Origin of the sequence: Streptomyces sp. NPDC058632 (genome assembly GCF_042717095.1) — a bacterium.
Taxonomy (GTDB): Bacteria; Actinomycetota; Actinomycetes; order Streptomycetales; family Streptomycetaceae; genus Streptomyces.
In genome coordinates, this window is sequence record NZ_JBHXQZ010000042.1 from 1 (window position 1) to 23,903 (window position 23,903).

The 23,903-nt window shown below is 70.5% G+C and carries 22 protein-coding genes and 1 riboswitch; of the genes, 7 read left to right on the top strand and 15 right to left on the bottom strand.

The window, feature by feature from the left end:
* The first annotated feature begins 351 nt into the window (after nucleotides 1–351).
* Nucleotides 352–1,437: an epi-isozizaene synthase gene (gene cyc1, locus ACFWVE_RS17860; protein WP_384014725.1), complete on the top strand. Its 1,086-nt coding sequence runs from the start codon at nucleotides 352–354 to the stop codon at nucleotides 1,435–1,437.
* Nucleotides 1,434–2,882: a cytochrome P450 gene (locus tag ACFWVE_RS17865; protein ID WP_384014728.1), complete on the top strand. Its 1,449-nt coding sequence runs from the start codon at nucleotides 1,434–1,436 to the stop codon at nucleotides 2,880–2,882. Before cyc1 ends, ACFWVE_RS17865 begins: the two co-directional genes overlap by 4 nt.
* A 39-nt stretch (nucleotides 2,883–2,921) precedes the next feature.
* Here the strand turns inward: ACFWVE_RS17865 and ACFWVE_RS17870 are convergent, their stop codons facing one another.
* On the bottom strand, nucleotides 2,922–3,884 hold the full coding sequence (locus tag ACFWVE_RS17870) for a GlxA family transcriptional regulator (RefSeq protein WP_384014731.1): 963 nt from the start codon (nucleotides 3,882–3,884) through the stop codon (nucleotides 2,922–2,924).
* Nucleotides 3,885–3,977: 93 nt separating this feature from the next.
* On the opposite strand from ACFWVE_RS17870, the gene ACFWVE_RS17875 reads away from it, so the two are divergent.
* Nucleotides 3,978–4,187, top strand: coding sequence for a hypothetical protein (locus ACFWVE_RS17875; RefSeq protein ID WP_384014734.1), 210 nt, complete (start codon nucleotides 3,978–3,980; stop codon nucleotides 4,185–4,187).
* A 41-nt stretch (nucleotides 4,188–4,228) separates the two neighbouring features.
* Here the strand turns inward: ACFWVE_RS17875 and ACFWVE_RS17880 are convergent, their stop codons facing one another.
* The 7 genes from ACFWVE_RS17880 to nagB form a co-directional block, all read right to left on the bottom strand.
* A complete protein-coding gene (locus ACFWVE_RS17880; protein ID WP_384014736.1) occupies nucleotides 4,229–5,257 on the bottom strand; it encodes a ribonucleotide-diphosphate reductase subunit beta in 1,029 nt (342 codons plus the stop codon).
* Complete coding sequence (locus ACFWVE_RS17885) at nucleotides 5,257–7,656, bottom strand: ribonucleoside-diphosphate reductase subunit alpha (RefSeq protein ID WP_384014738.1); 2,400 nt, start codon at nucleotides 7,654–7,656, stop codon at nucleotides 5,257–5,259. The genes ACFWVE_RS17880 and ACFWVE_RS17885 overlap by 1 nt, the downstream gene beginning before the upstream one ends.
* Nucleotides 7,657–7,780: 124 nt before the next feature.
* Nucleotides 7,781–7,951: riboswitch (cobalamin riboswitch) on the bottom strand.
* 59 nt (nucleotides 7,952–8,010) lie between these two features.
* Nucleotides 8,011–8,310 (bottom strand): hypothetical protein, encoded by a 300-nt coding sequence (locus ACFWVE_RS17890; protein ID WP_384014741.1) that lies wholly within the window; start codon nucleotides 8,308–8,310, stop codon nucleotides 8,011–8,013.
* Nucleotides 8,311–8,405: 95 nt separating this feature from the next.
* Entirely contained in the window at nucleotides 8,406–10,055 is a 1,650-nt protein-coding gene (mctP, locus tag ACFWVE_RS17895; RefSeq protein WP_384014744.1) for a monocarboxylate uptake permease MctP, read from the bottom strand.
* Entirely contained in the window at nucleotides 10,052–10,318 is a 267-nt protein-coding gene (locus ACFWVE_RS17900; RefSeq protein WP_384014747.1) for a DUF3311 domain-containing protein, read from the bottom strand. Before ACFWVE_RS17900 ends, mctP begins: the two co-directional genes overlap by 4 nt.
* 131 nt (nucleotides 10,319–10,449) lie before the next feature.
* Nucleotides 10,450–11,214, bottom strand: a complete 765-nt coding sequence (locus ACFWVE_RS17905) for a GntR family transcriptional regulator (RefSeq protein ID WP_384014750.1) — start codon at nucleotides 11,212–11,214, stop codon at nucleotides 10,450–10,452.
* 214 nt (nucleotides 11,215–11,428) lie between these two features.
* Nucleotides 11,429–12,214: a glucosamine-6-phosphate deaminase gene (nagB, locus tag ACFWVE_RS17910; protein WP_384014753.1), complete on the bottom strand. Its 786-nt coding sequence runs from the start codon at nucleotides 12,212–12,214 to the stop codon at nucleotides 11,429–11,431.
* Nucleotides 12,215–12,875: 661 nt separating this feature from the next.
* Between nagB and ACFWVE_RS17915 the strand changes: the two genes are divergently transcribed.
* A complete protein-coding gene (locus ACFWVE_RS17915; RefSeq protein WP_384014756.1) occupies nucleotides 12,876–14,351 on the top strand; it encodes a sensor histidine kinase in 1,476 nt (491 codons plus the stop codon).
* 212 nt (nucleotides 14,352–14,563) lie between these two features.
* Here the strand turns inward: ACFWVE_RS17915 and ACFWVE_RS17920 are convergent, their stop codons facing one another.
* Together ACFWVE_RS17920 and ACFWVE_RS17925 are read right to left on the bottom strand one after the other, a co-directional pair.
* A complete protein-coding gene (locus tag ACFWVE_RS17920) occupies nucleotides 14,564–14,821 on the bottom strand; it encodes a WhiB family transcriptional regulator (protein ID WP_030219886.1) in 258 nt (85 codons plus the stop codon).
* A 319-nt stretch (nucleotides 14,822–15,140) separates the two neighbouring features.
* Nucleotides 15,141–16,109, bottom strand: a complete 969-nt coding sequence (locus tag ACFWVE_RS17925) for a diacylglycerol/lipid kinase family protein (protein ID WP_384014759.1) — start codon at nucleotides 16,107–16,109, stop codon at nucleotides 15,141–15,143.
* Between the two features lie 240 nt (nucleotides 16,110–16,349).
* Here ACFWVE_RS17925 and ACFWVE_RS17930 point away from each other — a divergent pair, with 240 nt between their 5' ends.
* The gene (locus tag ACFWVE_RS17930) at nucleotides 16,350–16,793 is read left to right on the top strand and encodes a hypothetical protein (RefSeq protein WP_384014763.1); all 444 of its coding nucleotides are present in this window, start codon (nucleotides 16,350–16,352) and stop codon (nucleotides 16,791–16,793) included.
* Nucleotides 16,794–16,866: 73 nt separating this feature from the next.
* Here ACFWVE_RS17930 and ACFWVE_RS17935 read toward each other — a convergent pair whose 3' ends face one another.
* The 5 genes from ACFWVE_RS17935 to ACFWVE_RS17955 form a co-directional block, all read right to left on the bottom strand.
* On the bottom strand, nucleotides 16,867–18,006 hold the full coding sequence (locus ACFWVE_RS17935; RefSeq protein ID WP_384014876.1) for an RNA polymerase sigma factor SigF: 1,140 nt from the start codon (nucleotides 18,004–18,006) through the stop codon (nucleotides 16,867–16,869).
* A gap of 17 nt (nucleotides 18,007–18,023) precedes the next feature.
* Nucleotides 18,024–18,437, bottom strand: coding sequence for an anti-sigma regulatory factor (locus ACFWVE_RS17940; RefSeq protein WP_004925829.1), 414 nt, complete (start codon nucleotides 18,435–18,437; stop codon nucleotides 18,024–18,026).
* Nucleotides 18,438–18,736: 299 nt separating this feature from the next.
* Nucleotides 18,737–19,663 (bottom strand): 1-aminocyclopropane-1-carboxylate deaminase/D-cysteine desulfhydrase, encoded by a 927-nt coding sequence (locus tag ACFWVE_RS17945; RefSeq protein ID WP_384014878.1) that lies wholly within the window; start codon nucleotides 19,661–19,663, stop codon nucleotides 18,737–18,739.
* 298 nt (nucleotides 19,664–19,961) lie between these two features.
* Nucleotides 19,962–20,231 carry a DUF6010 family protein gene (locus ACFWVE_RS17950; protein WP_384014766.1) on the bottom strand — a complete coding sequence of 90 codons (270 nt, stop codon included), beginning with the start codon at nucleotides 20,229–20,231 and terminating at the stop codon, nucleotides 19,962–19,964.
* A gap of 66 nt (nucleotides 20,232–20,297) precedes the next feature.
* The gene (locus ACFWVE_RS17955) at nucleotides 20,298–20,888 is read right to left on the bottom strand and encodes an N-acetylmuramoyl-L-alanine amidase (RefSeq protein WP_384014769.1); all 591 of its coding nucleotides are present in this window, start codon (nucleotides 20,886–20,888) and stop codon (nucleotides 20,298–20,300) included.
* Nucleotides 20,889–21,182: 294 nt separating this feature from the next.
* Here ACFWVE_RS17955 and ACFWVE_RS17960 point away from each other — a divergent pair, with 294 nt between their 5' ends.
* Nucleotides 21,183–22,589, top strand: a complete 1,407-nt coding sequence (locus ACFWVE_RS17960; protein ID WP_384014771.1) for a family 2B encapsulin nanocompartment shell protein — start codon at nucleotides 21,183–21,185, stop codon at nucleotides 22,587–22,589.
* Between the two features lie 131 nt (nucleotides 22,590–22,720).
* The gene (locus ACFWVE_RS17965; RefSeq protein WP_384014774.1) at nucleotides 22,721–23,782 is read left to right on the top strand and encodes a family 2 encapsulin nanocompartment cargo protein polyprenyl transferase; all 1,062 of its coding nucleotides are present in this window, start codon (nucleotides 22,721–22,723) and stop codon (nucleotides 23,780–23,782) included.
* Nucleotides 23,783–23,903 lie beyond the last annotated feature (121 nt).

A 23,903-nucleotide genomic window follows, 5' to 3' on the forward strand; every position in this document is an offset into this window, starting at 1 on the left:
CCCGTGCCCGCCACCGACTTCTCTCCTTTCACACCCGGGACGTCCGGGCATTTACGACCGTTTCGTCCCCTGGATAGCAGAATTGCCTGGCGCACGGCGCCTGGTCCGGTGTCCCCACCGGACCAGGCGCCGTACGTCTTTCCGTCAGATGTTCGATCCCTCGGCGGGCCGGCGGCCCGGAATCGGACACCCGAGGGGAGGTTCTCGGCACCGTCGGGTAGTGAAGGAGGCAAATGCGTTCCCAGGAAGGTCAGTTGTGGTGCTGAATGGAGGGGCGGGGATACGCAACGGCACGCGCCCGGCACGGGGGAACGGGGCGCACGCCGACTGGCGGCTGAGAGGGGATTGTTCGTGCATGCTTTGTCACACGGCGCCACATCGAAACCGATCACCATCGCAGTTCCACCGGCGCTGTCTCTCCCGGTGATCGAGGCGGCGTTTCCCCGGCAACTCCATCCGTATTGGCCGAAGCTCCAGGAGGAAACCCGTGCGTGGCTGCTCGAAAAGCGGCTCATGCCGGCTGACAAGGTGGAGGAACACGCCGACGGACTGTGCTACACGGACCTCATGGCGGGCTACTACACCGGCGCCGCCGACGAGGTCCTCCAGGCGATAGCGGACTACAGCGCATGGTTCTTCGTCTGGGACGACCGGCACGACCGCGACATCGTGCACGGCCGCCCCGACGCCTGGCGGCGGCTGAGGGACCAACTGCACACGGCCCTCGACCGTCCCACGGACCACCTGCGTCACGAAGACGCACTGGTGGCCGGGCTCGCGGACGGTGTGCGGCGGCTGTACTCGTTCCTTCCGGACACGTGGAACGCCCGGTTCGCCCGGCACTTCCACACGGTGATCGAGGCGTACGACCGGGAATTCCACAATCGTACGGAGGGAATCGTCCCGACCGTCGAGGAGTATCTGGAACTGCGCCGGCTCACCTTCGCCCACTGGATCTGGACCGATCTCCTGGAGCCGAGTGCGGGCTGTGAACTGCCGGACTCCGTACGGAAGAACCCGTCCTATCGGAAGGCGGCCCTGCTGAGTCAGGAATTCGCCGCCTGGTACAACGACCTCTGCTCACTCCCGAAGGAATTGGCGGGCAATGAGGTGCACAATCTCGGAATCAGTCTCATCATTCATGAAGGGCTGACTCTCGAAGAGGCGGTCGCCGATATGAGGCGCCGGATCGAGGAATGCATCACCGAATTCATCGACGTCGAACAGGAAGCCTTACGATTCGCCGACGGTCTCGACGACGGCACGGTAGGAGGAAAGGAACGGGGTGCGGCCGTGCGTGCCTGCCTCGGGAACATGCGCAACTGGTTCAGTTCCGTCTACTGGTTCCACCACGAGTCCGGCCGGTACAGGGTCGACAGCTGGGACGACCGGTCCACGCCCCCGTACGTCAACAACGAAGCGGCAGGTGAGAAATGACCGTCGAGTCGGTGACACCCGACGCACCAGACGCATCCGCGGCATCCGCAACGACCGGAGCATCCGCAACGACCGGAGCATCCGACGCGGCAGCCCGGGTGAGGACCGACGCGACCGGGCTGCGCGTGGCGCCGGTGGCCGGCGGAGGCGTCCCCGGCCTCGGCCACGGCCTCAAACTGGTCCGAGACCCGCTGGCCTTCATGTCCCAGCTGCGTGACCACGGCGACATCGTGCGGCTCAAGCTCGGCCCCAAGACCGTGTACGCCGTCACCACGCCCGCCCTCACCGGGGCGCTGGCCCTCAGCGCCGACTACATCATCTCCGGCCCCCTGTGGGAGTCGATGGAGGACCTGCTCGGAAAGGAGGGCGTGGCCACGGCCAACGGCCCGCTGCACCGGCGCCAGCGGCGCACCATCCAGCCCGCCTTCCGGCTCGACGCGATCCCCGCCTACGGCCCGGTCATCGAGGAGGAGGCCCACGCGCTGACCGAGCGCTGGGTGCCGGGGGAGCCGGTCGACTGCACCACCGAGGCGTTCCGGGTCGCCGTGCGCATCGCCGCCCGCTGTCTGCTGCGCGGCGGGTACATGGACGAGCGGGCGGACCGGCTGTGCGTCGCGCTCTCCACCGTCTTCCGCGGCATGTACCGGCGGATGGTGCTGCCGCTCGGCCCGCTGTACAAGCTGCCGTTTCCGGCCAATCGCGAATTCAACCGGGCCCTGGCCGATTTGCATCGTGTGGTCGACGAGATCGTCGCCGAGCGCCGTGCATCCGGTCAAAAGCCGGACGATTTGCTGACGGCATTGCTGGAGGCGAAGGACGACAATGGCGACCCGATCGGGGAGCAGGAGATCCACGACCAGGTGCTCGCGATACTCACCCCCGGCGGTGAAACGATCGGCTCCACGATCATGTGGTTGCTGCAGGCACTTGCCACGCATCCGGAACACGGTGACAGGATGCGTGATGAAGTTCTCGCCGTTACCGGGGGCCGCCCGGTGGCATTCGAGGACATCCGCAGGCTCACGCACACCAACAATGTCGTCGTCGAGGCCATGCGTTTGCGTCCCGCTGTCTGGATATTGACCCGCCGGGCGGTCAGGGACACGGAACTCGGTGGCTATCGCATTCCGGCCGGGGCGGACATCATCTACAGTCCGTTCGCGATCCAGCGCGATCCGAAGTCGTACGAGCGCCACCTGGAGTTCGACCCGGACCGCTGGCTTCCGGAGCGTGCGAAGGACGTTCCGAAGTACGCCATGAGTCCCTTCAGCGTGGGCAACCGCAAGTGCCCGAGCGATCACTTCTCGATGGCCCAGCTCAGCCTGGTCGCGGCCGCGCTGGCGACGAAGTTCCGCTTCGAGCAGGTGCCCGGCTCGGACGACACCACCCGCGTGGGCATCACCCTGCGCCCGAACCGGCTGATGCTGAGGCCGGTCGTGCGCTGAACCGTCACAGCCGGCGGAACGGTCACGTCCGGCGGGCGTTCACGCGGCCTCGGGGCCGCGGAACGTCCGCCGGTAGGCGTTCGGGGTCGTCCCCACGGCGCGTACGAAGTGGTGGCGCAGCGCGGCCGCGTTGCCGAAGCCCGTACGGCCCGCGACCGCGTCCACCGTCTCGTCGGTCCCCTCCAGCAGGCGCTGGGCGAGCAGCACGCGCTGGCGCAGGATCCAGCGGTACGGGGTGGTGCCGGTCTCCTGCTGGAAGCGGCGGGCGAAGGTGCGCGGGGACATGAGGGCGCGGGCCGCGAGCTGCTCGACGGTGACCTCCTCGTCGAGATGCCGCTCCATCCACACCAGCACCTCGGACACGGTGTCGCCGCCGGGCAGCGGCAGCGGACGCTCGATGTACTGGGCCTGGCCCCCGTCGCGGTGCGGAGGCACCACCATGCGCCGGGCGATCCGGTTGGCGACCTCGGGGCCCTGCTCCTTGCGCACGAGATGCAGACAGGCGTCGATCCCGGCGGCGGTGCCCGCGGAGGTGATCACGGGGTCCTCGTCGACGTAGAGCACATCCGGTTCGACGGTCAGATGGGGATACTTCCTGGTCAGCGCGTCCGCGTGCCGCCAGTGGGCGGCGGCGCGCCGGCCGTCGAGGAGACCGGCGGCGGCGAGCACGAACACGCCGGAGCAGACGCTGAGCACTCTGGCCCCCCGGTCCACGCCCCGGCGCAGCGCGTCCAGCAGCTCGGGCGGGAAGTCCCGCGTCTCGTAGCACGAACCGGCGGGCACGGCGATGAGGTCCGCCGCCTCCAGCCGGTCCAGGCCGTGCTCGACCTGGATCGTGAAGCCCGTGTTGCTGCGCAGCGAGGGGCCTTCGGCGGAGGCGACCGCGAAGTCGTAGACGGGCAGGCCGTCGTCGCTGCGGTCGATACCGAAGACCTCACAGACGACGCCGAGTTCGAAGGGGTTCACGCTGTCGAGCAGGACAGCGGCGACATTGCGGAGCATGACCCCAGTGTGCCCTGTCGCTGGCAGTAAATCGAGGGTGCGCGGCAGTCCTGCCACTGTTGGTAAGGAGTGTCCGGCACGACAGTGGTGTCCATGGAAACGACACAGGTGGAAGCACTGATCGGAATGCTGACCGTTCTCGGACTGCTCGTCCTGATGGTCCTCCCCGCCGCCATCGGCATCGCGCACGACCGGAGGATCGACCGGCAGCTGAAGCAGGCCGGGACCGGCCGCGCCGCCGCCGAGCGGCACCACGTCCCCGCACGGAGTGCCACCCCGTACCGCACCGCACGCGCGGTGTGAGGCGTGAGGCGTGAGGCGGGGCGGCACCCGGGCCCGCGGCCCTAGAAGTCCTCGTCCAGGTCGACCGTGCCCTCCACGGCGACCTGGTACGCGGACGGACGCCGTTCGAAGAAGTTCGTCAGCTCCTGGACCCCCTGGAGCTCCATGAACGCGAACGGATTGTCCGAGCCGTACACCGGCGCGAAGCCCAGGCGGGTCAGCCGCTGGTCGGCCACGCACTCCAGGTACTGCCGCATCGACTCGGTGTTCATGCCCGGCAGCCCGTCACCGCACAGATCCTGCCCGAACTGCAGCTCCGCCTCGACCGCTTCGCGCAACATGTCCGTCACCTGCTGCCGGAGCTCGTCGTCGAACAGGTCCGGCTCCTCCTTGCGGACGGTGTCGACCACGTCGAAGGCGAAGGACATGTGCATCGTCTCGTCCCGGAACACCCAGTTGGTGCCGGTCGCCAGACCGTGCAGCAGGCCCCGGCTGCGGAACCAGTACACGTAGGCGAACGCCCCGTAGAAGAACAGGCCCTCGATGCACGCGGCGAAGCAGATCAGGTTGAGCAGGAAGCGGCGGCGGTCGGCCCGCGTCTCCAGCCGGTCCAGCTTCTCCACCGAGTCCATCCACCGGAAGCAGAACTCGGCCTTCTCCCGGATGGACGGAATGTTCTCCACCGCCGCGAAGGCGGCCGTCCGGTCCCGGGGGTCGGGCAGATAGGTGTCCAGCAGTGTCAGGTAGAACTGGACGTGCACCGCCTCCTCGAAGAGCTGCCGTGACAGATACAGCCGGGCCTCGGGGGAGTTGATGTGCTTGTAGAGGGTGAGCACGAGGTTGTTGGCCACGATCGAGTCGCCGGTGGCGAAGAACGCCACCAGGCGGCCGATCAGGTGCTGTTCGGCGGGGCTCAGTTTCGCGAGGTCGGCGACGTCCGAGTGGAGGTCGACCTCCTCCACGGTCCAGGTGTTCTTGATCGAGTCCCGGTAGCGCTCGTAGAAGTCGGGGTAGCGCATGGGGCGCAGGGTGAGCTCGAAGCCCGGGTCGAGAAGGTTCCGGGTTCGGGCGGTGTCCGTGGTGCTGGTCATTACTGGCAGGCCTCGCAGGACTCGGGGTTCTCAAGGGAGCAGGCGACGGCCTCGGGGCCGGCGGCCGGCTGACGGGCGGGGACGGGAGGGGGAACGGGCGCGGTGGTGGCGGTGGTCTGCGCCCGGGCCGCGCGGGCGATGCGGGTCGCCGGGCGCGAGCGCAGGTAGTACGTGGTCTTCAGGCCCCGCTTCCAGGCGTAGGCGTACATCGAGGAGAGCTTGCCGATGGTCGGCGTCTCCATGAACAGGTTCAGCGACTGCGACTGGTCCAGGAACGGTGTGCGGTCGGCGGCCATGTCGATCAGACCGCGCTGCGGGATCTCCCACGCGGTCCGGTACAGCCCGCGCACCTCCTCGGGGATCCAGGTGACGTCCTGCACCGAGCCACCGGCCTCGCGCAGCGCCTCACGGGTCCGCGCGTCCCACTCGCCCAGCCGCTTCAGATCGTTCACCAGATACGAGTTGACCTGGAGGAACTCACCGGACAGCGTCTCGCGCTTGAACAGGTTGGACACCTGCGGCTCGATGCACTCGTACACACCGGCGATGGACGCGATGGTGGCGGTCGGCGCGACCGCCAGCAGCAGCGCGTTGCGCAGGCCGACGGACGCGATGCGCTCGCGCAGCGCCGACCACCGCTCGGGCCAGGCGAGTTCGGTGTCGTAGTGGTCGGGATGCAGCACGCCCCGGGCGGTCCGTGTGTGCTCCCAGGCAGGCAGGGCGCCGTCGCGTTCGGCCAGGTCGGCGGAGGCCTCGTACGCGGCGAGCATGATCCGCTCCGCGATCCGGGTGGAGAGCCGCCGGGCGCGGGGCGAGTCGAAGGGCAGGCGCAGGGCGAAGAAGACGTCCTGGAGGCCCATCACGCCCAGCCCCACCGGGCGCCAGCGCGCGTTGGAGCGGCCCGCCTGCTCGGTCGGGTAGAAGTTGATGTCCACGACCCGGTCGAGGAAGGTGACGGCCGTGCGCACGGTCTCGTCCAGCCGCACCCAGTCCAGGTCACCGGCGTCCCGGTCGACGAGCGCGCCGAGGTTGACCGAGCCCAGGTTGCAGACCGCGGTCTCCCCGTCGCTGGTGACCTCGAGGATCTCCGTGCACAGGTTGGACGAGTGGACGACGTGGCCGGGCTCGGCGGTCTGGTTGGCGGTGCGGTTGGCGGCGTCCTTGAAGGTCATCCAGCCGTTGCCGGTCTGGGCGAGGGTCCGCATCATGCGCCCGTACAGCTCCCGGGCGGGGATCGTCCTGCGTGCCAGGCCCGCGTCCTCGGCGGCCCGGTAGGCCGTGTCGAACTCCTCGCCCCACAGGTCGACCAGGTCCGGGACGTCGGACGGGGAGAACAGCGACCACCGCGCGTCGGCGTTCACCCGGCGCATGAACTCGTCCGGCACCCAGTGCGCGAGGTTCAGGTTGTGCGTACGGCGGGCGTCCTCACCGGTGTTGTCGCGCAGCTCCAGGAACTCCTCGATGTCGGAGTGCCAGGTCTCCAGGTAGACCGCCGCCGCGCCCTTGCGACGGCCGCCCTGGTTCACGGCGGCGACCGAGGCGTCCAGGGTCTTGAGGAACGGGACGATGCCGTTGGAGTGCCCGTTGGTGCCGCGGATCAGTGAACCCCGTGAGCGGACGCGGGAGTAGGCCAGGCCGATGCCGCCGGCGTGCTTGGAGAGGCGGGCCACCTGGTGGTAGCGGTCGTAGAGGGAGTCCAGCTCGTCCTTCGGGGAGTCGAGGAGGTAGCAGGACGACATCTGGGGGTGCCGGGTACCGGAGTTGAACAGGGTGGGGGAGGAGGGAAGGTACTCCAGGCGGCTCATCAGGCCGTACAGTGCGGCGACTTCGTCCACCGGCCGGACCTCCGTGCTCCCGGCGTCCTTCGCGAGGCCGGCGGCGACCCGCAGCAGGAAGTGCTGCGGCGTCTCGACGACCTTGCGGGTCACCGGATGCCGCAGCAGATAACGGCTGTGCAGGGTGCGCAGCCCGAAGTAGCCGAAGCGGTCGTCGGCCTGCGGGTCGATCAGCGCGTCGAGCCGGTCCGCGTGCCCCAGGACGAACGCGGCGGTCCGGTCCGCGACGAGGCCCTCGCGGTGCCCGGTCGCGATCGACGACGTGAACGACGTGACCCCCTGCGAGGCGGCCTCGGCGCGGATGCCGAGGGTCAGCAGCCGGGCGGCGAGCCGGGAGTAGACGGGATCCTCGGAGATGAGCCCGGCCGCCGCCTCGGTGGCCAGCTCGTGCAGCTCGGTCTCGTCCGCGCGCGCGGACCGGCCGCGCAGTGCGGCGGCGGCGACCCGGCCGGGGTCGGCGTCGGGGAGGTCTGCGGTCAGCCCGGTCAGGGTCCGCAGCAGCGCGGCACCGGGGCCGTCGCTCACGTCGGCCGCTGAAGCAGGATCGGCTGGCGCGATGGTCACGTGGGGCTCTCCCTCGCTCGGCGCGGGGCCTCGGCGAGGGCAGGGGGCAGCACACGGGCACGCGTACGCGCCGCGCGTCCACCGGCCCATTCCGCGAGGCCCGGACGTCGGGCACCCGGACCGGACGGCCGGGTGCACTGTCGGCAGGTCCTCGGACTCAAGCCCGTGCGGGCACGCGGGAAACGCGGACACGCACAAGTACACCGTTGCGGGACAGTTCCGGATTCGCACCGGATTCCCCTGCGGCGACAGCGAGCATGAGCATACATCTTGTGCCGGACACTGTAGGCAGTCCCATATCTTGTGTCGTAGGGAGTACTGCGGTGCCGGACCGGATGGTGTCAGAGCGTCAGCTCACAGGCGGGCGGCACGATCCGTACGCCTCCCTCCGTGGCCCGCGCCCGGTACGAACGTCGCCCCGCCCGGCACACTCCCCGCGCCGCCCGCCTCCGCCGCCCCGGGACGCGCCCCGGAGCCCTCCACGGCGACCAGTACCCCGGCGGCCGCGGCCCGCTCGGCGACGTTCCTGAACCCACCGAGGTACGCGTCGCTCTCCCCGAGGCCGAGCAGCCCGTCGCGCAAACAGGCCTGCGCGGTGATCCCACCGAGCTCCTCGAACTCGTACGGCTCCACCGGCCGGGGGGCGACGTCCATGGGCCGGGTGTGCCCCACGGGTACGACCACGGGCCGCCGGATCTCTCCGGCGGCCCGTTGCCCGTTGCCGTCCCCGCGTGCCGTGTCGGCCCCTGTCAGCGCTTTCCGTCGACGGCCACGTCGGCTGCTTCGGCCGCGTCCAGCGGCAACTCGGTGCTGACCTCCGGGTCGCCCGCGTCCGCCGTGTAGTCCTGCGGCCGGGTCTCGTCGATGCCCTCGGGAGCCTTGACCGCCCTCAGGACGAAGGTCAGGGCGATCGTGACCAGGGCGTTGATCACGAAGGCGGTGAGTCCGATGTAGCCGATCTCGCCGATGCCCGGGATCTCCTGCGACGAACCGCCGAAGTGCTTCTGCGTCGGCGAGGCCACCCCGTACGCCGCGACCGTGCCGTAGACCATGCCGACCGCCCAGCCCGCGAGCAGCGCCCAGCGGTGGAACCAGCGGGTGAACAGGCCGCCCACCAGGGCGGGGAAGGTCTGCAGGATCCAGATGCCGCCAAGGAGCTGGAAGTTGATGGCGACGGTCTTGTCCATGGTGAGGACGAAGGCCAGCGCCCCCACCTTCACGAGCAGCGAGACCACCTTGGAGACCTTGGTCTCCTGCGCCGGCGTCGCGTCCGGTTTGATGAAGTCCCTGTAGATGTTGCGGGTGAACAGGTTCGCGGCCGCGATCGACATGATCGCCGCCGGCACCAGCGCCCCGATGCCGATGGCCGCGAAGGCCACGCCGGCGAACCAGGCCGGGAACATGTTCTCGAACAACTGCGGGATCGCCAGCTGCCCGTTGCTGACATCGACCCCGGCCGCGATCGCCATGAAGCCGAGCAGCGCCAGCAGGCCCAGCATCAGCGAGTACAGCGGCAGGATCGTGGTGTTGCGGCGGATCACCTCACGGCTGCGCGAGGACAGCGTCGCGGTGATCGAGTGCGGGTACATGAACAGCGCGAGCGCCGAGCCCAACGCCAGCGTGGCGTACGTCCACTGGCCCGCCTCGGCCGGCACCAGCGCACCGCGCGGCGCGCCGGTGGCCGGGTTGGTCTCGCTGTACGCCTCGCTCGCCCTGGCGAAGATGTCGTCGAAGCCGCCCAGCTTGATCGGGATGTAGATGATCGCCACCGCGATCACGAGGTAGATCAGTGTGTCCTTCACGAACGCGATCAGCGCCGGGGCCCGCAGACCCGACGAGTACGTGTACGCCGCCAGCACACCGAAGGCGATCAGCAGCGGCAGGTCCTTGACGAACCAGTTGGTGTCCTCGCCGCCGCCGACGCCCATCACGTCCAGTACGGCCTGGATACCGACCAGCTGGAGGGCGATGTACGGCATGGTCGCCAGGATGCCGGTGAGTGCCACCGCCAGCGACAGCCCCTTCGAGCCGAACCGGCCGCGCACGAAGTCGGAGGTCGTCACATAGCCGTGCTTGTGCGACACCGACCACAGCCGGGGCAGGAAGGTGAAGATCAGCGGGTAGACGAGGATGGTGTACGGCACGGCGAAGAAGCCCGCCGCGCCCGCCGCGTAGATCGCCGCCGGTACGGCCACGAAGGTGTACGCGGTGTACAGGTCGCCGCCCAGCAGGAACCAGGTGACCCAGGTGCCGAACGACCGTCCGCCCAGACCCCATTCGTCGAGGCTGTGCTCGTTCGCGGCCCTGCGCCAGCGGGCGGCCAGGAAACCCATCGCCGTGACGAGGACGAAGAAGAAGATGAAGACGGCGAGCGCCACGCCGTTCACGCCGTCGTTCATCGCTGCGCACCGCCCTTCGCCACCGCGCGGTCACGCTGGTCACGCCGCCACAGCTTGTAGGCGATCATCGTCAGCGCGGTGGAGATCAGCACCCACAGCATCTGGTACCAGTAGAAGAACGGGATGCCGATGAAGGTGGGGTCGGTCCGCGCGTACGAACCGACCCACAGCATGGCCACGAACGGTGCTGCAAGACAGACGCCGATGACGACGCGCGCGGGCGTCACCACCGGACCTCTGCTGGAATCTGGGGCTTGCGACATCGAACGACTCCGTCCCTTCGCTGATCGCCTGCGCTGCGTAACGCGCAGAGAATCTAGATCAGCGCCGGACCGGGGCGGAACCCCTCGCGGGGATTGCGTACTTAAACTCCACGGAAGGCCGACACGACGGCTCAGTCCTGCGGGCGCTTCAGCCGGGCCACGAACTTGTACCGGTCCCCCCGGTACACCGAGCGCACCCACTCCACCGGCTGCCCGCTCCGGTCCAGCGAGTGCCGGGAGAGCATCAGCATCGGCAGCCCCACATCGGTGCCGAGCAGGCCGGCCTCGCGCGGAGTTGCCAGGGAGGTCTCGATGGTCTCCTCGGCCTCCGCCAGGTGGACGTCGTACACCTCGGCTAGGGCGGTGTAGAGGGACGTGTACTTGACCAGGCTGCGGCGCAGGGCCGGGAAGCGCTTCGCGCTGAGGTGGGTGGTCTCGATGGCCATCGGCTCGCCGTTGGCCATGCGCAGCCGCTCGATGCGCAGCACCCGCCCGCCGGGGGTGATGTCGAGCAGGGAGGCGAGCCCGTCGTCGGCGGTGATGTAGCCGACGTCCAGCAGCTGCGAGGTGGGCTCCAGACCCTGCGCGCGCATGTCCTCGGTGTACGAGGTGAGTTGCAGCGCCTGCGAGACCTTGGGCTTGGCGACGAAGGTGCCCTTGCCCTGGATGCGCTCCAGGCGACCCTCGACCACCAGCTCCTGGAGCGCCTGGCGGACGGTGGTGCGCGAGGTGTCGAACTCCGCCGCCAGGGTGCGCTCGGGCGGGACCGGCGTACCGGGAGGAGCCGTTTCCGTCATGTCGAGCAGATGCTTCTTCAACCGGTAGTACTTGGGCACGCGCGCCGTACGGACCGTAGTCCCACCCTCGTTCTCCGTACTGCTGACGTCGGTGCTCATGCTCTGCCTTCCCGGCTCCGAGTGCCGAACGACCGACACGCCATCGGCCCCGGCTCACATCGTGGCACGGCCGCGGCCGGGAATGTTCCCCGTACGCTCCGTGATCCTCCCTGTATACCGCCGGGCCCGGGGTTGGTCTAGTCCACCGTGGCCGCCCGGGGGCGCGGCGGCCCGGGAGCCGCGGCACGCGGCGAGGGGCGCCGGAGGGTTCCGGTCAGATTCCCTGCCAGTCCGGCTTGCCGGCGTAGGTGTGCCGGAAGTAGTCCGCGAGCTTGAGTTCGGTCGCGGCGGCCTCGTCGACGACGACCGTGGCGTGCGGGTGCAGCTGCAGCGCGGACGCCGGGCACACCGCGGCCACCGGGCCCTCGACGGTCGCGGCGACCGCGTCGGCCTTGCCCTCACCGGTGGCGAGCAGGACCAGGTGGCGGGCCTCCAGGATGGTGCCGATGCCCTGGGTGATGACGTGGTGCGGGACCTGGCCGATGTCGTCGCCGAAGAAGCGCGCGTTGTCCACCCGGGTCTGCTCGGTCAGCGTCTTGATCCGGGTGCGCGAGGCGAGCGAGGAGCACGGCTCGTTGAACCCGATGTGCCCGTCCGTCCCGATGCCGAGCAGCTGCAGGTCGACGCCGCCTGCCTCGGCCAGTGCCCTGTCGTACGCCTCGCACGCGGCCTGTACGTCCTCGGCCGTGCCGTCGGGGCCCATGAAGGCGTCCATGCCGATGCCGAGCGGCTCCAGGACCTCGCGCCGGAGCACCGAACGGTAGGACTCGGGGTGATCGGCGGGCAGCCCCACGTACTCGTCGAGCTGGGCGATCCTCGCCCGGGAGGTGTCCACGGCAGCGGAGCGCACCTGGGCCGCCAGCGCCTCGTAGACGGGCAGGGGCGTCGAGCCGGTGGCCACGCCGAGCAGGGCGTCGGGGGTGCGCCGCAGCAGATCCGCCATGGCCCCGGCGATGAGCGCGCCGCCGGCCTCGGCGTCCCGGACGATGACAACTTCCACGCTGAGCCTGCCGATCTGGGAGGGGACCCGACTGGGACCGGCCCCGGAGAGGCACGGGGCGGCCATGTGGTTTAGACCAATCTCAATCTAACAGAGCGGGGGCCCCGCTCCCAGGCGGCCGGGGCGAGGGAGTGAAGGGGCGAAGAGCGGTGGCGCTTCCGGCGGGCGTCCGCCGTCCCGCCTCTCCTCGGCGCCCCGGGGCGGGGCGGTCGCGGCCCGCCGGCCGAAATGACCCCGGAATTCCGTTCCCGCGGCCCACTCCTGCGGGATAGGGTGCCTGATGGACGCCCGAATGTCCGCTTGACCGTTGTCCCGATCGATCGCTGTCCCGATGGTCGCGTGAGCACGTGATCGCGTGATCACGAAAAAAGACAACAACGAACAGTCTCCGACACATGGACACGGGTAGTGGTCTAGTCCACAATGCGTAACAGTGCAGCGCACGCAAGCCTGCCTTCCCCGCACAGGAAGGCGGATCGAGGACCCGGAGCTCTCTGCCCTGACTGCCCCGGATCCTCGTCCCTCGGCCGAACGGGACCGCACACCCCGCGGCCGATGTCGCTCCGGGCTGCGGTGCCGGGAGGGCTGAGGGTCCCTCTCAGGCGCCGCGGCCCGCGGGTGTCTCCGGGGGCGGTGCGACATCCCGGGTACGCTCGCTGACGTGCCCTCCATGAACGAACTCGTACACCAGCACACCGCTCTCGACGACTCCGATCTCGAGTGGCTTCACCTGCTGGTCTCGGAGTGGCAGCTGCTCTCCGACCTCTCCTTCGCCGACCTGGTCCTGTGGGTCCCCACCCGCGACGGAACCCGCTATGTCTCCGTCGCCCAGATGCGGCCCAACACCGGTCCGACCTCGTACCAGGACGACATGGTCGGTCATCTCGTCCCGCGCGGCCGGCGCCCCATGCTGGACGCGGCCCTGGACGAGGGGCGGATCGTGCGCGAGGGCGACCCGGAGTGGCGCGAGGAGGTCCCGGTCCGGGTCGAGTCCATTCCCGTACGGCGGGAGGGGCGCGTCCTCGGGGTCATCGCGCGCAATACCAACCTGCTCACGGTGCGTACCCCCAGCAGGCTGGAGCTCACCTACCTCCAGAGCGCATCCGACCTCGCGCAGATGATCGCGGCCGGTTCCTTCCCGTTCGCGAACCAGCAGCTCGACATGGACGCGCTGCCCCGGGTGGGCGACGGGCTGATCCGGCTCGACGCCGAGGGGCTCGTCCAGTACGCCTCTCCGAACGCCCTGTCCGCCTATCACCGGATGGGCCTGGCGTCCGACCTGGTCGGCCACCACCTCGGCCGCACAACCGCCGAACTGGCACCTTCCCGCGGGCCGGTGGACGAGGCGCTGGCCAAGGTCGCCAGCGGCTGGGCGCCGCGCGAGTTCGAGATCGAGGCGCCCGGCGGGGTGATCCAGTTCCGGGCGATCCCGCTCAAGCCGAAGGGAACCCGCATCGGTTCGCTGGTCCTGCTCCGGGACGTCACCGAACTTCGCCACCGTGAACGGGAGTTGATTACCAAGGACGCGACCATCCGGGAGATCCACCACCGGGTGAAGAACAACCTCCAGACGGTGGCGGCACTGCTGCGCCTCCAGGCCCGGCGGATCGGCTCCGAGCGCGGCCGCGCGGCGCTGGAGGAGGCGGTGCGCCGGGTCGGTTCCATCGCGATCGTGCACGAGACGCTCTCCCAGAACCTGGACGAGCGGGTGGAGTTCGACGAGATCGCCGACCGCGTCCTGGCGATGGTCGCCGAGATCTCGCCGGGCAAGGTCACCGGCCGGCGCACCGGCCGCTTCGGCATACTCGACGCGGAGGTCGCCACCCCGCTGTCCATGGTGCTGACGGAGGTTCTGCAGAACGCCCTGGAGCACGGCTTCCGCGAGGGCGACACGGGCACGGTCGAGGTGACGGCGGTCCGCGGCGGCACCACCAAGGAGGCCCGCCTGCTGGTCACCGTCCAGGACGACGGCGTCGGCCTGCCCGAGGACTTCGACCCGCACACCGGTGGAAACCTGGGGCTGCACATCGTACGGACCCTGGTCGAGGGCGAGTTGGGCGGCACCTTCGACATGGTCCCGGCCCCGGACGGGGGAACGCGGGTGATCCTGGACGTGCCGGTGGCCGTGGACAAGTGACGGCGAGTGACGTGCGTGATGTCGGTGGGCAGCGAAGAGCCCCGGACGGCTGACCGTCCGGGGCTCTTGCCTGACTGTTGGGTTCCCCTCCGGCTCGAAGTGGGCCGAGAACTCGGGGGAGCACCGGGGAACTGCGTGCTGCGGCTCGGGGGCGGGAGATGCGTACGCGCTGTACGCGCCGCCAAGCTCAGGCTGTCAGCAGGGGTGGATTGTCAGGCGGAGGCCTGACGGGCCCGGTTGCGGGCGGCGCGGCGCTTCATTGCGCGGCGCTCGTCCTCGCTGAGACCACCCCAGACGCCGGAGTCCTGACCGGACTCGAGTGCCCACTGAAGGCAGCTCTCGATCACCGGACAGCGACGGCAGACGGCCTTGGCTTCCTCGATCTGCAGCAGCGCAGGACCGGTGTTGCCGATGGGGAAGAAGAGCTCGGGGTCTTCCTCGCGGCAAACGGCGTTGTGACGCCAGTCCATGGCTGCTACCTCTCCTTGGTATGAACTACATGTGGCTTGTGAATGTGAACGCTTTCACGAATCCCTCAACAAGGGAAGGGCCGACCGCCAGATCGCCTGGCGCGGTCCTTGGGTTTGAAGAGGGGTTCCGGTGATCTGTGGAGGCCGGTGTTGCGGGCCGTCCCGATCGCCATGTAGAGACTCGCAAACCTCGGCGGCGGATACAACCCCTTCCGGAAAGTTTTTTTTGATTCATCGGTGTCGACTAGGTCACAGCCGTACTTCCATGGGGTGGATCCTGGCCTAAACGTTCGAGTGAAAGGACTTTAGCGTTTTCCGCTCACACAATCACACGCAGTGCACGGCGAACGCCTGTGAACGTCACACTGGTTCGCAGTCCGAGGTGGTCGCCGTCCATCTGGAGGGGCAGTGGCACCTTCGAATGCAAGGTGAACTGGGTCAGATCATGCCCCGCGACCACATGCCGGCCCTGGGGTCCGCGCTCGGGGGACGAAGTGAGCAACTGGGTGCCATACCGGGCAACGGCGAGGGTGGACAGCCGCTTCAGGCCGAAGATGTCGAGGCCGTTATCGAACGAGGCCTTAGGTGACGCGTAGATCGGGCGATTGCCGAGAAACGTCCACGGGGAAGCATTCGAGACTATGGAGAGAACCAGATCCGTGACCGGCTCCTCGCCCGGCTGCTCGAGCGTTATCACACCACTGCGGCGATGCGGCTCACCGATCAGCTGACGCACGACCTGACGCATGTACAACGCGTGAGTGGACTTCCTGCCGCGCTCCCGGTGCTGCTCCACCCGGCCGACCACGCCGGCGTCGAAGCCCAGCCCCGCGTTGAAGGTGAACCAGCGGGCCGGCACGCCTTCGTCGTCCGTTCCCGGTGTGCCCGACGTCAGGCCCAGGCCGACGGTGCGTTCGCGGCCCTCGCGCAGCGCGTCCAGCAGCGCGCCGGTGGCCTCCACGGGGTGGTTGGGCAGATCCAGGGCGCGGGCGAAGACATTGGTGGAGCCGCCGGGGACCACGGCGAAGCCCGGCAGGTGCTCCGGGTCGGGACCGGCGTGCAGCAGGCCGTTGACGACCTCGTTGACCGTGCCGTCGCCGCCGAGGGCCACCACCAGGTCGATGTCGTCGCTCTCCGCCGCCTGCCGGCCCAGGTCGCGCGCGTGGCCGCGGTACTCGGTGGTGACCGCCTCCAGCTTCATCTCGCTGGCGAGGGCGTGGATCAGCACATCGCGCGTGCGCGCACTTGTGGTGGTTGCCGCCGGGTTGACCACGAGAAGTGCACGCATGCGATGCAGGGTACCTACTGGGTGGTACCAGGGCCCAGGCCGAGGCGAGGCCGCGAGCGGAATCAGGGAGGGGACCAGGGGTGCGGCAGGGTGCCACCAGGGACGTGATCAGGGACGGGCCCGGGACCGAACGGAACGGAGTCGGGGGGAGAGCCGGGGACGGAGTCAGGGGCGGCACGGGCGCGGGAGGGGGCGTGAACCTCCCCACGGGGGCGCGCGGGGGAGGGCTACCCTTCAGGGGTGAGCAGCGAGCAGACCCCCACCACCGCCCCGGACACCGCCGGACCCCGCCCGCGCCGCCTGACGTACGCCGCGGGGCTCGCCGCCCTGGAAGGGCTGGCCCTGCTGGCCGGCGGGGTCTGGATACTGTTCCTCGGGCTCACGGGCGAGCCGGACGACCGGCAGCAGGCCGTCACCGGCGGAGTGACGCTGGCGGTCCTCGCCCTGCTGCCACTGCTCGCCGCGCGCGGGCTGCTCGGCCGTCGCGGCTGGAGCCGCGGCCCGGCCGTCATCACCCAGCTCCTGGCCCTGCCGGTGGCCTACAACCTGCTGCAGTCCGACAGCGCGGCCATCCCGGCGGGGATCGCGCTCGCGGTGGTGGCCGTCACGGCTCTGGTACTGCTGCTGAACCCCGAGACGACCCGGGCCCTCGGTATCCGGGGGCCCGGCGACGCCGGGAAGTAGCGCCGCACGCTCCACGGCCCGGGGCGGCGGGTCACCCCGGGCGCATTGCACGGCCCGGGCCGCCTCTGGGGGCTCACTCCTCCACGAGCAGCTTCTCCCGCAGCTGGGCCAGCGTGCGGGCCAGCAGCCGGGAGACGTGCATCTGCGAGATGCCGACCTCCTGGGCGATCTGCGACTGGGTCATGTTGCCGAAGAAGCGCAGCAGCAGAATCCGCTTCTCGCGCGGAGGCAGGTCCTCGAGCAGGGGCTTCAGCGACTCGCGGTACTCCACGCCCTCCAGCGCCTCGTCCTCCGCGCCCAGGGTGTCCGCGACCGCCGGGGACTCGTCGTCGGTGTCGGGAACGTCCAGGGACAGCGTGGAGTACGCGTTGGCGGACTCCAGGCCCTCCAGGACCTCCTCCTCGGAGATCGCCAGCCTCTCGGCGAGTTCGTGGACGGTGGGGGAGCGGCCGTGCTGCTGCGAGAGCTCGGCCGTGGCCGTCGTCAGCGCCAGCCGCAGCTCCTGCAGCCTGCGCGGTACGCGTACCGCCCAGCCCTTGTCCCGGAAGTGCCGCTTGATCTCGCCGACGACCGTCGGGGTCGCGTACGTCGAGAACTCCACGCCACGGTCGGGGTCGAAACGGTCGACCGACTTGATCAGGCCGATGGTGGCGACCTGTGTCAGGTCGTCCAGCGGCTCCCCGCGGTTACGGAAACGGCGCGCGAGGTGCTCGACCAGCGGCAGATGCATGCGGACCAGCCGGTTGCGCAGTTCCGCGTACTCCGGACTGCCGTCCTGCAGCGTGCGCAGCTCGAGGAACAAGGCACGCGCACCGCTGCGGTCCTGCGGGTCCCGCTGTGCGCCGTGCGTCCCGGGGGTGTCCGGTGCGCGCCGGGCGCCCTCGGTGCCCGGCGTCCGCGGCACCTCGCTCTCGGCGTGTCGCTCGTGCTCGTTCATCGTCCCGCCCGTCGCCCTTCCCCGAGCGCTCGCCTCGTCCCCCACCGGCTTCGCACGTACCCGGTCTTCCCCGTGGCCGGGGGAGACGGCGGGCCGACCGGCCTCAGGCATGCTCCGCGCGGCGGCGTCGTACTGCCCGCCGTCCGGAGCGCCGGCCACCGCGGAGTCGTCCTCCGGATGCGGCCGGGCCTGTTCCGGGATGGCGTCGATGCCGTCGATGCCGCCCGGCATCCGCTCGGCCGGCAGTTCGCGTGTGCCGCGTTCCTCGTCCCGCACCGGCCCGTCCTCGTTCCTCACGCCGGCCCGGGTCCCGCGCCGCGCTGTTTGTAGAGGCTGATCGAAACGGTTTTGTCCTCGTCCACGGCGGAGGAGACCTTGCCCGCGAGAGCGGACAGCACGGTCCACGCGAAGGTGTCACGCGAAGGCGCGTGACCGTCCGTGGTGGGCGCCGAGACGGTGACCTCGAGCGAGTCGTCGACGAGGCGGAAGACGCAACTGAGCACCGAACCCGGCACGGCCTGCTGAAGCAGGATCGCGCAGGCCTCGTCGACCGCGATGCGCAGGTCCTCGATCTCGTCGAGGGTGAAGTCCAAACGGGCCGCGAGGCCGGCCGTGGCCGTACGCAGCACCGACAGGTAGGCACCCGCGGCCGGCAGCCGGACTTCCACGAAGTCCTGGGTCGCGGGCTCGCCTGCGATCTGGGACACCCTCACCTCCAAGGTGGTACAAGCGTTCAGGATCGGGGTCGCCCCCGGACAACGCGATATGTGGTTCAGCGGTGACGCTACCGCGCTCCGTATGGTCCTGTCCCCGGGACCCCGACCTCACGCTGTCACTCATAGTAAAACTACGGGTACGTTCCGTGGCTAGGGGTCTGCGGGCCCGAGGGGGAAGAGCGCGCGCCGCATTGACGTACCCAGACGTCGGACGGTCGAACCGTCCGGCGCCGGAGTCCTCCCGGGCCACGTCGGAAGACATCGGGATGCCCTTGCTCACGCGCCCCTGCTCAGGGGAAGGGACGCCCGGTGACCACGGCCGCGACCGTGCTCCCGCGCGGGAACGCGTTCTCCTCCACCAGGGCGACAAGGGCGTAAAGCAACTTGGCGACATAGACACGTTCGACGGGCACGCCGTGACGGCGCTCGAAGTCCGCGGCGAACGCGTCGAGTTCCGGGGCCGTACGCGCGTAGCCGCCGAAGTGGAAGCGGTCGTCCAGGCTCCAGTCGCCGCGCGGACCACCGAACGCCTCGGCCTGCAGCCCCTGTATCCCGGCGGTCAGGAAGCCGCCCCTGAGCACCGGAACGCCCAGCGCGCGCTTGCCGGAGCCGAGTCCGGCGGCCAGGCCGGCGAGCGTCCCGCCGGTGCCGCACGCCACCGCGACCACGTCCGCCCGCCCCGCCAGCTCCTCTCCGAGCGCACGGCAGCCGCGCACGGCGGCGGCGTTGCTGCCGCCCTCGGGGACGACGTACGCGTCCTCGGCGTCCGCGTCGCGCAGTACGGCGGCGAGCGTCTCCGGCGTGGTCTTGCGGCGGTAGGTCGCCCGGTCGACGAAGTGCAGCCGCATGCCGTCGGCCGCGCACCGGGCCAACGAGGCGTTGCGGGGGCGGCCGGCGAGTTCCTGGCCGCGCACTACGCCGACCGTGGGCAGCCCGAGCAGCCGTCCGGCGGCGGCGGTGGCCCGCAGGTGGTTGGAGTAGGCGCCGCCGAAGGTGAGCACCGTCCGTCCGGTCGCCGCCGACAGGTTCGGCGCGAGTTTGCGCCATTTGTTTCCGATCAGCTCCGGGTGGATCAGATCGTCCCGCTTCAGCACCAGCCGGACGCCGCGCCGCTCGAACCGCTCGTCCACGACGTCCTGCACCGGCGAGGGCAGCCGGGGACGCAGACCCGCGAGACCTCCGGGACCGGCGGGGGTGACGAAGGTTACGGAGGTCAGGGCGGTGGAGGCGGCGGGTCCGGGGCCGGGACGGGTGCCTGGCGTCGGGCCGGTGTCGGGATCGGGGTCGGGGGTGTCCGGGCTGGTCACCGGACCATTGTCACCCGGCGGGAGCGACGGGACACCGGGTGGGGCGGGCGCCGGGCGGGCAGAGTGGGCATGGCCGGATTTCGCCGTTGCCGGCCGGGCTCCGGACGAACGCGTGGTCGATGCGCACCGTCGGACCGAACTGTCGCTCGGGGACGGCGCCCCGGCGCCGGGGCGGTGCCCGCGCCGCCCCGGCGGCGGACGGGGGTGATCAGGGACGGGCCGCCCCGAAGACACCGCAGGGCGGCCACCGGGTCGCAGATCGCGCGGCCCGGCGACGAGGCGGGGAGAACGGGAGGATCGGGGCGCCCTTGAGCCGGCGGACGATGTCCCACGCGGTGTGCAGCAGCCGGCCGATGCCGATGGACGTCCGCGGATCCAGGCCGCGGAACGCGACGCAGGCCACCAGTGCGGCCAAGGCGAACTCCCGGCCGCCCGAGCCGCCCCCGTCGAGGCGGGCGGCGCCCGCACCGGCGAGCATGACGGTGTTCGGACGCCGCCGGTGCGGTCCCGGCCCTCTCCCCCGCGCCGCGTGTGCCCGGGTGCGTCACTTGAGCCGGTCGCGGATCCGCTTCCGCATCGACGCCATCGTGAACCCGCGTGGGTCCACCTTTCCGGGCTGCCACTCCAGGTGCCCGATCACCGACCGCTCGTTCCAGCCGTGGCGGCGGCAGACCGCGGCGGCGGCTCTCTCGACGGCCTCCAGCTGCGCCGCGGGCCAGGGATCCTTCCCGTCGCCCAGGTTCTCGCACTCGAAGCCGTAGAAGTACCGGTTGCCGTCGGTGTTCTGCTCGTTGTCCGAGGGCAGCCCCTTTTCCGCGATCACCGCGCGCAGGACGTCGTCGTCGCCCAGGCCGGCGTGGTTGGCACGGCCGTAGCCGACGAGGTGGACCTTGCCGTCCTTGGTGATGACGCCGTGGCACAGCGGTCCCGGCAGGCCCGCGTAGCCCTTGCGGCACAGCTCCACGGTCCGGGCGCCGCCCCGGGTGACCGTGTGATGGATCATCACGCCGTGCACCGGCCCCCACGGGCCCTTGTGGTTGCGGTTGTGGTCGCGCCAGTCGCCGACCTCGACGACCGTGAGACCCTCCGCCTTCAGGGCGCTCAGGAACGCGCTCGCGGACATGGGTGGGGCCATGGCCGCCCTCCTTCTCGCAGCGCGACGGCCGCCGGTCGCAGCCGCCTCGTACCGGTGCTTGTACCTATACGGAGCGAGCGCAACCAATTGTTCGGGCCCTGTACGAGCCGATCCGGACAATGTCCGGCCACGGGGCCGCCGCTGAACGGAATCCCCATGAATGCCCACACAGCTGAAGATCCATTCCCGCTCATTCGGGTAATACCGCGGACACGTTTCGTGAGGAAGGCTTTGCCGCGGAGACCGACGCCCGGCACGGATGGGCACCGGTCACAACTGGGAGGGCAATTCCTTATGTCGGTAGGCGAAGAGGTCCGCACCGAGCAGACCCGGCAGCAGCAGAGTCTCGGCACGGCCGCGGCGCGGAACCTGGCCACCACCACCAAGTCCGTACCGCAGATGCAGGAGATCAGCTCGCGCTGGCTGCTGCGCATGCTGCCCTGGGTGGACGTGCAGGGCGGTACGTACCGGGTGAACCGGCGGCTGACGTACGCCGTCGGCGACGGACGCGTGACGTTCGTGAAGACCGGTGACCGCGTCGAGGTCATCCCGGCCGAGCTGGGCGAGCTGCCGGCCCTGCGGTCGTACGAGGACGAGGAGGTGCTCTCGGAGCTGGCCTCCCGCTGCCGGCAGCGGGAGATCGAGGCAGGCCAGGTGATCGCCTCGTTCGGCAGCCCGGCCGACGAGGTGTTCCTGCTGGCGCACGGCAGGGTCGAGAAGGTCGGCACCGGCCCCTACGGCGACGACGAGTCCCTCGGAGTCCTCGCCGACGGCGCCTACTTCGGCGACCAGGCGCTGCTGGACGACGGCGCCATCTGGGAGTACACCACCCGCACCCTGACCGCCTGCACCGTGCTCGTGCTGCCGCGGGACGCCGTCCAGCAGGTCGCCGAGCGGGCCGAGACACTGAGCGAACACCTCCAGCAGCAGCGCTCGGCCCCCGGCCGGCGCACCAACAAGTACGGCGAGCAGGAGATCGACCTCGCGGCCGACCACAGCGGCGAACCCGACATTCCGCACACCTTCGTCGACTACGAGGCCAGGCCCCGCGAGTACGAACTGAGCATCGCCCAGACCGTGCTGCGCATCCACTCCCGCGTGGCCGACCTCTACAACCAGCCCATGAACCAGACGGAGCAGCAGATCCGGCTGACCGTCGAGGCGTTGAAGGAGCGCCAGGAGCACGAACTCGTCAACAACCGCGGCTTCGGCCTGCTGCACAACTGCGAGTACGACCAGCGGATCCAGCCGCACGACGGCGTACCCACCCCCGACGACCTGGACGAGCTGCTCAGCAGGCGGCGCGGCACCAAGCTGCTCCTCGCCCATCCGCGCGCGATCTCGGCCATCGGCCGCGAGCTCAACAAACGCGGGCTGGTGCCGGAGACCATCGACATGGCCGGCAACCGCATTCCCACCTGGCGGGGCGTCCCCATCTTCCCGTGCAACAAGATCCCGGTGACCGAGGAACGCACGACCTCCATCATCGCCCTGCGTACCGGCGAGGAGGAGCAGGGCGTCATCGGCCTGCGGGCCTCCGGCATCCCGGACGAGATCGAGCCGAGCCTGTCCGTACGGTTCATGGGCGTCAACGAACAGGCCGTCATCAAGTACCTCGTCACGGCCTACTACTCGGCCGCGGTCCTGGTGCCGGACGCGCTCGGCGTCCTGGAGAACGTCGAGATCGGCCGCTGGCGGTGACCTTCCGGGATCTCTCGGCCCGCACACCGTGTCCTCGCCCACCCGGGCGGGTGCACCCTGGGGGCGCACGCGCGACACCGGCGGAAGCGCCACCTCCGCTCATCCTCCGAGACGGGGCCAGGGGTGAGTCCATGACCGAACCCGAGACGGAGGGCGTGCACCCTCCCGTCGAGGGCCACGAGGCGACGATTCTGCTCGAGCGGGCGCGGGCCGAGGTCCATCCGGTGCTGCGGGCCGCCATCGGCTCGCTGCCCGGCCCGCTGCGCCGGATCGCCCGCTACCACTTCGGCTGGGAGCACGCGGACGGCACCCCGGCCGCCGGCGGTTCCGGCAAGGCGATCCGTCCCGCACTGGTGCTCGCCGCGGCCTCCGCCCTCGGCGGCCCCGCGGCACGGGCGACGGCCGTCCGGGCGGCCGCCGCAGTGGAACTGGTCCACAACTTCACGTTGCTGCACGACGACGTGATGGACCGGGACACCACCCGGCGCCACCGGCCCACCGCGTGGACCGTGTTCGGCGACGCCGACGCGATCCTCGCCGGGGACGCCCTCCACGCCCTCGCCCTGCGGCTGCTCGCGGAGGATCCGCACCCGTCGGCCCCGGCCGCGGTGGCCCGGCTCGCGGACTGCGTCGTGGAACTGTGCGCGGGGCAGCAGGTGGACACAGCCATGGAAGGGCGCGCCCCCGGCGAGGTCACCCTCGACGAGACGCTGTCCATGGCCGAGGCGAAAACGGGCGCGCTGCTCGGCTGCGCCTGTGCGCTCGGCGCGCTGTACGCGGACGCCGGGGCGGCGGACGTGGTGGCACTGGACGCGTTCGGCCGTGAGGCGGGGCTGGCCTTCCAGCTGATCGACGACGTGATCGGCATATGGGGAGACCCGCGGCGTACCGGCAAGCCGGCCGGTGCGGATCTGGCCGCCCGCAAGAAGTCCCTGCCCGTGGTCGCCGCGCTCACCTCCGGCACCCCGGCGGCCTCCGAACTCGCCGCGCTGTACGCGGCCCCGCACGCCGAGGAGGACCTGGAGCACATCGCCCTGACCGTGGAACGGGCGGGCGGCCGCGACTGGGCGCAGGCCCAGGCGGCCGACCGCATGGCCCGGGTGATGCAGGAACTCGCCCGCGCGGTGCCGGACCCGGAGGCGGCGGGCGGACTGCTGGCCCTCGCCGAGTTCGTGACACGGCGCACCACGTAGGCAGGGCGGCTCGAGAGTGGCTCGGGACACCGGGCCACCGGGACACGGTGCCGTGCGGGCCCCACCCGTACGGCACCGTGTTTCCGGCTCGGCGCGCGCCCGTCTTCGCCCTCCCGTCGGG

What these genes read in the sequence shown, in the direction of transcription:
- ACFWVE_RS17865 (WP_384014728.1), top strand. Translation starts at nt 1,434, where the DNA reads ATGACCGTCGAGTCGGTGACACCCGACGCACCAGACGCATCCGCGGCA.
- ACFWVE_RS17870 (WP_384014731.1), bottom strand. Translation starts at nt 3,884, where the DNA reads ATGCTCCGCAATGTCGCCGCTGTCCTGCTCGACAGCGTGAACCCCTTC.
- ACFWVE_RS17875 (WP_384014734.1), top strand. Translation starts at nt 3,978, where the DNA reads ATGGAAACGACACAGGTGGAAGCACTGATCGGAATGCTGACCGTTCTC.
- ACFWVE_RS17880 (WP_384014736.1), bottom strand. Translation starts at nt 5,257, where the DNA reads ATGACCAGCACCACGGACACCGCCCGAACCCGGAACCTTCTCGACCCG.
- ACFWVE_RS17890 (WP_384014741.1), bottom strand. Translation starts at nt 8,310, where the DNA reads ATGGACGTCGCCCCCCGGCCGGTGGAGCCGTACGAGTTCGAGGAGCTC.
- mctP (WP_384014744.1), bottom strand. Translation starts at nt 10,055, where the DNA reads ATGAACGACGGCGTGAACGGCGTGGCGCTCGCCGTCTTCATCTTCTTC.
- ACFWVE_RS17900 (WP_384014747.1), bottom strand. Translation starts at nt 10,318, where the DNA reads ATGTCGCAAGCCCCAGATTCCAGCAGAGGTCCGGTGGTGACGCCCGCG.
- ACFWVE_RS17905 (WP_384014750.1), bottom strand. Translation starts at nt 11,214, where the DNA reads ATGAGCACCGACGTCAGCAGTACGGAGAACGAGGGTGGGACTACGGTC.
- ACFWVE_RS17920 (WP_030219886.1), bottom strand. Translation starts at nt 14,821, where the DNA reads ATGGACTGGCGTCACAACGCCGTTTGCCGCGAGGAAGACCCCGAGCTC.
- ACFWVE_RS17925 (WP_384014759.1), bottom strand. Translation starts at nt 16,109, where the DNA reads ATGCGTGCACTTCTCGTGGTCAACCCGGCGGCAACCACCACAAGTGCG.
- ACFWVE_RS17950 (WP_384014766.1), bottom strand. Translation starts at nt 20,231, where the DNA reads ATGCTCGCCGGTGCGGGCGCCGCCCGCCTCGACGGGGGCGGCTCGGGC.
- ACFWVE_RS17955 (WP_384014769.1), bottom strand. Translation starts at nt 20,888, where the DNA reads ATGGCCCCACCCATGTCCGCGAGCGCGTTCCTGAGCGCCCTGAAGGCG.
- ACFWVE_RS17960 (WP_384014771.1), top strand. Translation starts at nt 21,183, where the DNA reads ATGTCGGTAGGCGAAGAGGTCCGCACCGAGCAGACCCGGCAGCAGCAG.
- ACFWVE_RS17965 (WP_384014774.1), top strand. Translation starts at nt 22,721, where the DNA reads ATGACCGAACCCGAGACGGAGGGCGTGCACCCTCCCGTCGAGGGCCAC.